The 8457-nt window shown below is 44.9% G+C and carries 6 protein-coding genes; 4 read left to right on the top strand and 2 right to left on the bottom strand.

The genetic code is table 11. The features are described 5' to 3' along the window. Positions 1-448 precede the first annotated feature (448 nt). From WKT01_RS13145 to WKT01_RS13130, 4 genes are all read left to right on the top strand, one after another. Positions 449-1627 (top strand): tyrosine-type recombinase/integrase, encoded by a 1179-nt coding sequence (locus WKT01_RS13145; RefSeq protein ID WP_340312666.1) that lies wholly within the window; start codon positions 449-451, stop codon positions 1625-1627. Between the two features lie 221 nt (positions 1628-1848). Then, on the top strand, positions 1849-2760 hold the full coding sequence (locus tag WKT01_RS13140; RefSeq protein ID WP_340312665.1) for an ABC transporter ATP-binding protein: 912 nt from the start codon (positions 1849-1851) through the stop codon (positions 2758-2760). Then, complete coding sequence (locus WKT01_RS13135; protein WP_340312664.1) at positions 2753-3577, top strand: ABC transporter permease subunit; 825 nt, start codon at positions 2753-2755, stop codon at positions 3575-3577. Before WKT01_RS13140 ends, WKT01_RS13135 begins: the two co-directional genes overlap by 8 nt. Positions 3578-3589: 12 nt before the next feature. Beyond that, complete coding sequence (locus WKT01_RS13130; protein WP_340312663.1) at positions 3590-4489, top strand: sensor histidine kinase; 900 nt, start codon at positions 3590-3592, stop codon at positions 4487-4489. A 32-nt stretch (positions 4490-4521) separates the two neighbouring features. On the opposite strand, the gene malQ is transcribed toward WKT01_RS13130, so the two are convergent. Together malQ and WKT01_RS13120 are read right to left on the bottom strand one after the other, a co-directional pair. Continuing rightward, the gene (gene malQ, locus WKT01_RS13125; protein ID WP_340312662.1) at positions 4522-6009 is read right to left on the bottom strand and encodes a 4-alpha-glucanotransferase; all 1488 of its coding nucleotides are present in this window, start codon (positions 6007-6009) and stop codon (positions 4522-4524) included. A gap of 115 nt (positions 6010-6124) precedes the next feature. Then, entirely contained in the window at positions 6125-8386 is a 2262-nt protein-coding gene (locus WKT01_RS13120; protein WP_340312667.1) for a glycogen/starch/alpha-glucan phosphorylase, read from the bottom strand. Positions 8387-8457 lie beyond the last annotated feature (71 nt).

Genomic DNA, 8457 nt, shown 5'->3' with positions numbered 1-8457 from the left:
GCAATACAAAATAATATATTTACCCAGGGGACCGATAGGGCGATATGTAGCCACCTACTCAAAAGAGAAAGGGGCTGGTGCTTATGTATGTAACATACAGCGATTTATTTACCTTTGTTATTATGCTAGTTGCTGTTATTACCCTTGTTATAACCATCAATAAGCATAACAAAAAATAGCGCCCTCACCCGCAAAGTGTAGCGCTATTTTGTAATACATATTTGCCGAGGTGGCTAGGTTTCAGCTAGCTATCGGCTCCCTTGTTAAGTATATTATAACAAATATACTTTAAATGTCAACTGCCTCGGTACGCCAATACCGGAGCAGTTCTAGCACAATCCGTAGATTATGCGGTGTTCTCTCACAAGAATATTGTATCATCTTCGGTGCAGCCGTACAATCCAGAACGTTTGTACGCTGTTATTTTTATACCAAAGGAGATGATTTTATGGCATTAATGACATGCCCGGAGTGCACTGGGAAAGTGTCAGACAAGGCTGTTATTTGCCCTCATTGCGGATATCCTATACAAGATAAGCCACTCCCGGTAAAAGCACAAAAAAGAGGAAAAAGGAGGCGACCAAACGGAGCTGGAACCGTTGTAAAATTATCCGGAAATCGGAAAAAACCATATCAAGTCAGGGTAAACACCAGGCTAGATGACAGGGGCTATCCTACTTTCGATATTTTAGGAACTTATGAGGATAAGGTGCAGGCTGACATAAGTCTTGCAAAATACAATGAAAATCCTTACGATGTTAATTTACGAAATTTAACCTTTACGGAAGTATATGAGCGCTGGTATCAAAGGCGCTTCAAACGGCATCCAGATGAAAAGGTCGCTAAAAATCAACGTTCTTCATCTGAGTACACCGCACGTGCCGCATATAAAAAGTGTACGCCGCTGCATACGCAGATTTACTCAACACTTCGTACAAAAGACATGCAGGATATTGCCGATGCAGATTCCTTATCACATTCTATGTCAGAACATGTAGTAGTCCTCCTTCGACATTTAGGACGGTATGCACTTGAAACCGATATTTCACAAAAAGATTATGCTTCTTTTGTTTCCGTAACTAAAGAAGAGGATGACGAACATGGAATACCTTTTACTCGTACCGATTTAGAAGCATTATGGAAAAACCGAACCCTTCCCTTTGTAGATACAGTCCTTATTTATTGTTATTCCGGCTGGAGAATAAACGAACTCGCACACATGCCTTTGCAGGATATAGACCTACAGGAAAAAACTTTCTTCGGCGGAATGAAAACGGAAGCCGGTAGAAACAGAACCGTCCCAATACACTCTTCAATTTTCAACATGGTAGAAAAACGCTATTGCCTTCAATTTCAAAGCCTGATTTATCATAATGGTAAGCGTGATATACGGGAATCTGATTACCGAAAATGCTTTGATAACGCGTTGAAAGGTTGCGGTATAATGCAAAAGCATACTCCTCACGACTGTCGGCACACATTCAATTCCATGTTAGATAGCGCCGGTGTACGAAAATCTACTATCCTAAAATTGATGGGACATGCTGGGGATTTAAATGAAAAAATTTATACACATAAAACGATACATGAGTTAAGAGAGGCTGTAGAAAGTATTTGGGTACCCTAAAAATAATTGATACTAGTATGATACTAGTAATGTATTATTGATATATTTTAATATATGCATAGCTTTGGAAAACTGCCATATTTGCGGTGTTCTGTCTTTATACATACATTTCATTTTATTAAAAAATATCAACTTCTTTAAACTTTCTTAAACTTTTCTTTGCGGTTTCTGTAAACTTATACTCTATAATAGCCATATCAATCGAAGGAGGATCACAGAATATGTGTGTAGTAGAATTGTCGTCTGTCTCCAAGGTCTATGGCAGAAAAAGGGCTGTAGACCATCTGGATATGACTGTACACAAAGGAGATATTTATGGTTTTATCGGCAGAAACGGAGCGGGAAAATCCACGACTTTAAAAATGATATGCGGGCTTGCCGCGCCCACAGAAGGAGCGATCCGTCTGTTTGGCAATACCGGCCACAATGACGTCATACGCAAAAGGACCGGCATGCTGATTGAAAATGCCGGTCTGTACCCCGGACTTTCCGCAAGGGAAAACATGCTTTTAAAAGCCAGATGTCTAGGGCTTATCGACGCAAGACAAAAAACAGAGGAACTCTTAGCCTTTACCGGACTTGCAGACACCGGAAATAAGAAGACAAAGCACTTCTCTATGGGAATGAAGCAGCGTCTGGGTATTGCCCTTGCCCTGCTCGGCAATCCAGATCTTCTCATCTTGGATGAGCCTATAAACGGATTAGATCCAGAAGGCATACGGGAAATCCGTTCTATGTTGGTACATTTAAATGAGGAACAGGGCATGACGATCATCATCAGTTCCCATATCCTAGGAGAATTAAGCAAAATTGCCTCACGCTATGGAATCATCAAAGACGGAAGTATGATACAGCAGTTACCTGCAGCCCAACTTGCAAAAAACTGCCGGGATTACCTCCTGGTAAGGGTAAACAACGCAAAGTCAGCCTCTGTTCTTTTAGAAGAACATCTGCAGCTTTCGGACTACAAAATATATCCGAACGGGGAGATCCATATTTACTCTCCCTGCGATCCGCAACTTATCAGCCAGACTTTCTCAGAAAGCGGTATCTCTATACAAGAATTATACCGCCATCAGCAGGATCTGGAATCCTATTTTCTACGTCTGATGGGAGGTGAAGAACATGTTTGATATGCTTCGTATGGATTGCAGAAGGATCTTAAAGAGCAAAGCTGTCTATATATGCTTTCTGCTTTTACTTCTCGCTGTCACCGGTTTTCTCTTTACATTTAAACTTTCCATCGACGAACAGATGCGTTCCGCCGCAGAAGCAAACGGAGTCATCTTTATGATAAACGGAGAACAAATGAGCGGGGAACAGATCGCCTCGGCATATGCCAAAATACCTGCTGTTGATATTCTCTCTACTACGATATTCCGGGGCGGCTTTTTCTTCATCGTCATTGCGCTTATGACTTCCTTATTTATCTGTTCTGACTTTGACTGCGGCTTTGCGAAAAATATCTTCTCGCTCAGGAACCGACGTTTTACGTATATACTTAGCAAATGGATCGTCATGCAGATGGTGTCTGCTGTTTATATTTTGCTTTTGATCGTCGGATTTATCCTTGCCTGCCGCATGTTCCATCTGCCGTTTATGGAGACTTCTTTCCAGGAGTACGCAAAATTCACTCTGCTCTTCTGGCTGACAGGAAGCGGCTTTTCTGCCATGCTGACTTTCGTCTCCATCCTGTTTCGCAATAAGGCTGTTTCCGTTGCCGCGACACTGATCCTTGCCAGCGGAACTGCCTTGACAGTGCTGGATAGTATCATGTCGGCTCTGCATCTTACTTTTATAAACTTTGACTATACACTCTACGGATGTATACAGGACATATCCTTTCCTGTCCCGGCAGAGAAACTCACTCTATGCCTTGGCACCGGTCTGGTATGGCTTCTCATATGGCTGCTTCTGTCCGTCTTCATCCTACAGAAAAAAGATATCTAGGAGGTGTTTTTTATGCTGCCTGTTCTGACCCTGTCACTGCTTTTATTCCTGCTTCTGCTCTATCTGCTGCGTATCCGTCTGCAGCTTAAAAGATGGGCAGAGGAAATAGAAGAGACGGAAACCGGCAGCAATCTGCGCCTTTCTTTAAGCGTGCGCACTCCCGGTTTCAAACGGCTGTGCCGTGCTTTCAACGCCCGGCTTTCAAAGGAGCAAAAAGCCTATATCCAACAGCAGATCGCCGGAAAGGATCTAAAATATACCATTTCCTGTATCTCACATGACATCCGCACTCCCTTGACCGGCGTTTCCGGATACGTGGAATTACTGAACCAGACAACAGACAAAGAAAAAGCCGCGCATTATATACAGATCATACAGAAACGTTTAACAGATCTGGAATCTCTTCTCGACGAATTATTCCTTTATACAACGCTGACACAGGAGGAATATGTGCCGGATTTAAAGTCTGTTGCTCCCTATCCCATCCTGTGCGATCTGCTTGCCTCTTTTTATGACCGCATTGCTTCTGCCGGCTTTCATCTGGATCTGCAATATCCGCAGGAAACACTGACCGTATGCGGAAATGAAGACGGTATACGCAGGATCTTCGCAAATCTACTGAAAAACGCGCTTGCCTACGGGACAGATACCATCTCTATTGTCCAAAAAGAATCATCTATCACCTTTTCCAACCTTCTTCCGGAAGGTACCAAAATCGATACAGATCGTCTTTTTGAACGCTTTTACAGAGCAGATAAGGCAAGGCACAGTACCGGTTCCGGGCTCGGATTATCTATCGTAGACCATCTGACACGCAAAATGGGCGGCTATGTAGCCGCCCACCTCTGCGAAAACACTCTGCATATCACAGTCACTTTCTGCCAAAATTCAATACAACCGGCAAAAGAATGAAGCAAAGCAGTTTTCCAAAACCACTCCTGTCATTACGTTGGCCCATTCATCGCAGATCGATGCAATAGCAAGTTTCTATATTTTTTCATTTCCTTCTCTGCAAGCGCAAAATCCGGCATCCGCCACTCCCAGTTCGGACTTCCCACCGTTCCCGGCGTATTGATATGTCCTTCGCTTCCCTGCCCCAGAATATCTGCCATCGGCACGATCGCATACTCGGCGGGACTGTTCAGCATATATGCCAGCAGTCTGTCCTTGACACTTCCCTGACGGAATCCCTGACGCGCAAGAAATCTGCGGACCTTCCGCCGTGCGGCACAGGTCAGATTTCCATACCACTCCATCAGCGTATCGTTATCATGTGTACCGGTGTAGACGATCATATTTTCCACATCATGAAAACTGTCGTATGCATACTTCCCTCTTGTCTCTATACAGGACATAAGGATCTTCATGCCCTTCAGATGGTAATGATCCTTCAGCTCCAGCACTTCCGGGCGCAAATCTCCCAGATCCTCTGCCACCAGCTCAACTCCCGGTAATTTTGCTTTTAAGGTATCGAGCACCTCATATCCCGGCGCCTCGATCCATTCCCCCTCCATAGCAGTCGGACAGCTGGCAGGAATCTTCCAGAAAGTGTCAAATGCCCGGAAATGATCGATCCGGATGCTGTCAAATAGTCTGCTGCTGTACTCGATCCGATCCACCCAGAACTGATATCCATTCTCTTCCATATGCTCCCAGTTATAGATAGGATTGCCCCATCTCTGCCCTGTCGCACTGAAAGAATCCGGCGGCACACCTGCGATAAAGACTGGTCTGCCATCCTCGTCCAGAAGGAAATTCTGTTTTCCTGCCCAGACATCCACCGAATCTACCCCTACATAAAAGGGGACGTCCCCCATAATCTGAATACCTGCTGCGTTCGCTTCTTCTTTCAGGCGCATCCACTGACAGAAGAACACATACTGTAAGAACATCTGGTACTGCACTTCTGTTTCTGTCTCTTCCGAAAGAGCTGTTCTTGTATCCGGCCAGTTTTTGGCTTCCGCCGTCCATTCATTCCAGCAGATCCCTCCCTGCTCCTTTTTCAATGCACGGAACACGCCATACTCATAGACCCAGCTCTGCGAAATAAACTCCTTATAGACATCTTCCTTCTGTCTGTCCTGCTCACAAAACGCCTGAAACGCCGCCCGCAAATATGGTTCTTTAAAGGCGCGCACTGCGTCATAATCGATCTGTACGCTATTCTCCCGAAAATTCTCTGCTTTTTCCTTTAACAGACCTTCTTCATACAGAGCATCCAGGCTGATATAAATCTCATCCCCGGCACAGGACGAATAGGGCTGATAAGGGGAATTCCCATATCCTACCGGATTCATCGGAAGGATCTGCCAGATCTTCACACCATTTTCTCTTAAAAGCTGAATAAAACGGGAGGCTTCGGCACCCATCTCTCCTACCCCGGTACGGGATGGAAGAGAGGCTGCCGGCATTAAAATACCGCTTTTTTTCATGATTCTTGTCTCCTCTGTCTTTCAGACATACGAATTGCTCCATGCTGTTCATCTACGCAATCCTGTCTAATATTCGGATATCGTACAGCTACACTGCACTTTTGATCCCGGCTTTTTATAGATGCCAGATATCTCTGTTGTACTCTGCGATAGTTCGGTCGGATGAGAAGAATCCGGCCTTCGCGATATTTACCAGCATCTTCTTCTCCCATGCCTTCTCATCTTCGTAATCTGCCAGCATCTGCTCTTTCGTCTTGATATACTCCTTCACATCCAGCAGCGCCATAAACCAGTCTTTTCCGACGATCTCCTTATAGAGACGCCCTAAGTTCACCGGATCTCCGATGCGGAGCAGATCTTTGCTGATGATAAAGTCAACCAGCTCTTCTACCATCGGATCGTTGTCATAAATATCTGCGGAGCAGTAGCTGCCTGCAGCATAAAGCTCGATTACTTTCTCAGACTTTTCACCAAAGATATAGATATTGTCATCCCCGACAAGCTGATGGATCTCGACGTTTGCTCCGTCCTCAGTTCCCAGCGTCACGGCTCCGTTCAGCATGAACTTCATATTTCCGGTTCCGGATGCTTCCTTGGATGCCAGCGAGATCTGCTCAGAAATATCGCATGCCGGGATCAGCTTTTCCGCCTTTGTCACGTTATAGTTTTCTACCATGACGATCTTCATGTAAGGGCTGACCTCCGGATCATTGTCGATCAGCTGCTGTAAGCACAAGATCAAATGGATAATGTCTTTTGCGATCGTATACGCCGGCGCCGCCTTTGCTCCAAAGATCATCGTAAGCGGACGTTTCGGCAGATCGCCTTTCTTGATCTCTTTGTATTTATAGATCGCATACAATGCATTCATCTGCTGTCTCTTGTACTCATGGAGACGCTTGATCTGGATGTCAAATACAGAATTCTCATCAATATCTACATTCTGCGTCAGCTTCAGATATTTCTTCAGCTCCACCTTGGCCTCTTTCTTGATCTCTTTCAACTTCGCCAGTACCGTTTCGTCATCCTGATAAGCCAGAAGTTTCTCCAGTTCTGCGGCATTATCCATATACCCCGGTCCGATCAGTTCCTTCAGATATTCTGCCAGTCCGTGATTGCAGTGTGTGAGCCATCTGCGGAAGGTGATTCCGTTTGTCTTGTTGTTGAACTTCTGCGGATAGATATCATAAAACGGTTTCAGCTCGGAATCCTTGAGGATCTCCGTATGAAGAGCCGCCACGCCATTGACCGCATACCCAAAATGAATATCAATGTGAGCCATATGTACTCTGTCCTGCTCATCGATGATATACACCTTCGGATCATGGAAATCTCTCCGCACTCTTCGATCCAGTTCGCGGATGATCGGAAGCAGGTGCGGTACTACTTTCTCAAGATAAGAAACCGGCCATTTCTCCAGCGCCTCTGCCAAGATTGTGTGATTTGTGTATGCACAGGTCTTACTTACCACATCTACCGCAGTATCCATATTGAAGCCTTTCTGCTCTGTCAGAATACGGATGAGCTCCGGGATCACCATAGTCGGATGTGTATCGTTGATCTGGATACATACATGCTCATGCAGGTGATACAGGTTTACGCCCCGCTCTTCTGCCTCTTTCAAGATCAGCTGCGCCGCGTTGCTCACCATGAAATACTGCTGGTAGATACGCAAAAGCTGTCCCGCCTCGTCACTGTCATCCGGATAGAGAAAGAGCGTCAGGTTCTTGCGGATGTCATTTTTATCAAAGGAAATACCATTTCCGATGATACTCTCATCTACAGTGTCCAGATCGAACAAATGCAGCTTATTGCAGCCGCTGTTATATCCCGGAATGTCGATATCATACATCGTAGATTTCAACGTAAAATCTTTAAACGGTACTTCAAAGCTTGTTTCTGTTCTTGTCAGCCAGCTCTTCTCCGTAATCCACGGATTCTTCTCTTCACACTGCTTGTTGTCAACAAATTTCTGAAGGAACAGACCGTCATGATAATTCAGTCCCACACCGTCTCCGTTCAGTCCCAGCGTCGCAATGGAATCTAAAAAGCAGGCTGCCAGACGTCCCAGACCGCCGTTGCCAAGCGACGGTTCCAATTCCACCTCTTCGATCTCAGTCAGATCATGTCCATGCTTTTTCAGCACTTCTCTTGTCTCTTTAAATAAGCCTAAGTTGATCAGATTATTGGACAGTAACTTTCCGATCAGAAACTCTGCGGAGATATAGTATAACTTCCTGTCTCCCTCATTGTGTTTCAATCCTTTCATTTTCTCTTTGGACAAGGTCAAAAGCGCCGCATAGATCTCCTCGTTGGATGCCTCTGCTATGCTTTTCCCGCATATATTGTTTAGTATCTGTGTCAGTTCTTTTTCCATTGTTGCACTCCTTTTATAACTATTCTGTTTTTCCATTGATGATCGGTCGCCTCACCGATTTTATTTATGAA

This window comes from Mediterraneibacter sp. ICN-202921, assembly GCF_037890075.1.
Classification (GTDB): Bacteria; Bacillota; Clostridia; order Lachnospirales; family Lachnospiraceae; genus Mediterraneibacter; species Mediterraneibacter massiliensis.
Note: the sequence above shows the minus strand (reverse complement) of the source record. Positions and strands in the feature narration are given on the sequence as shown.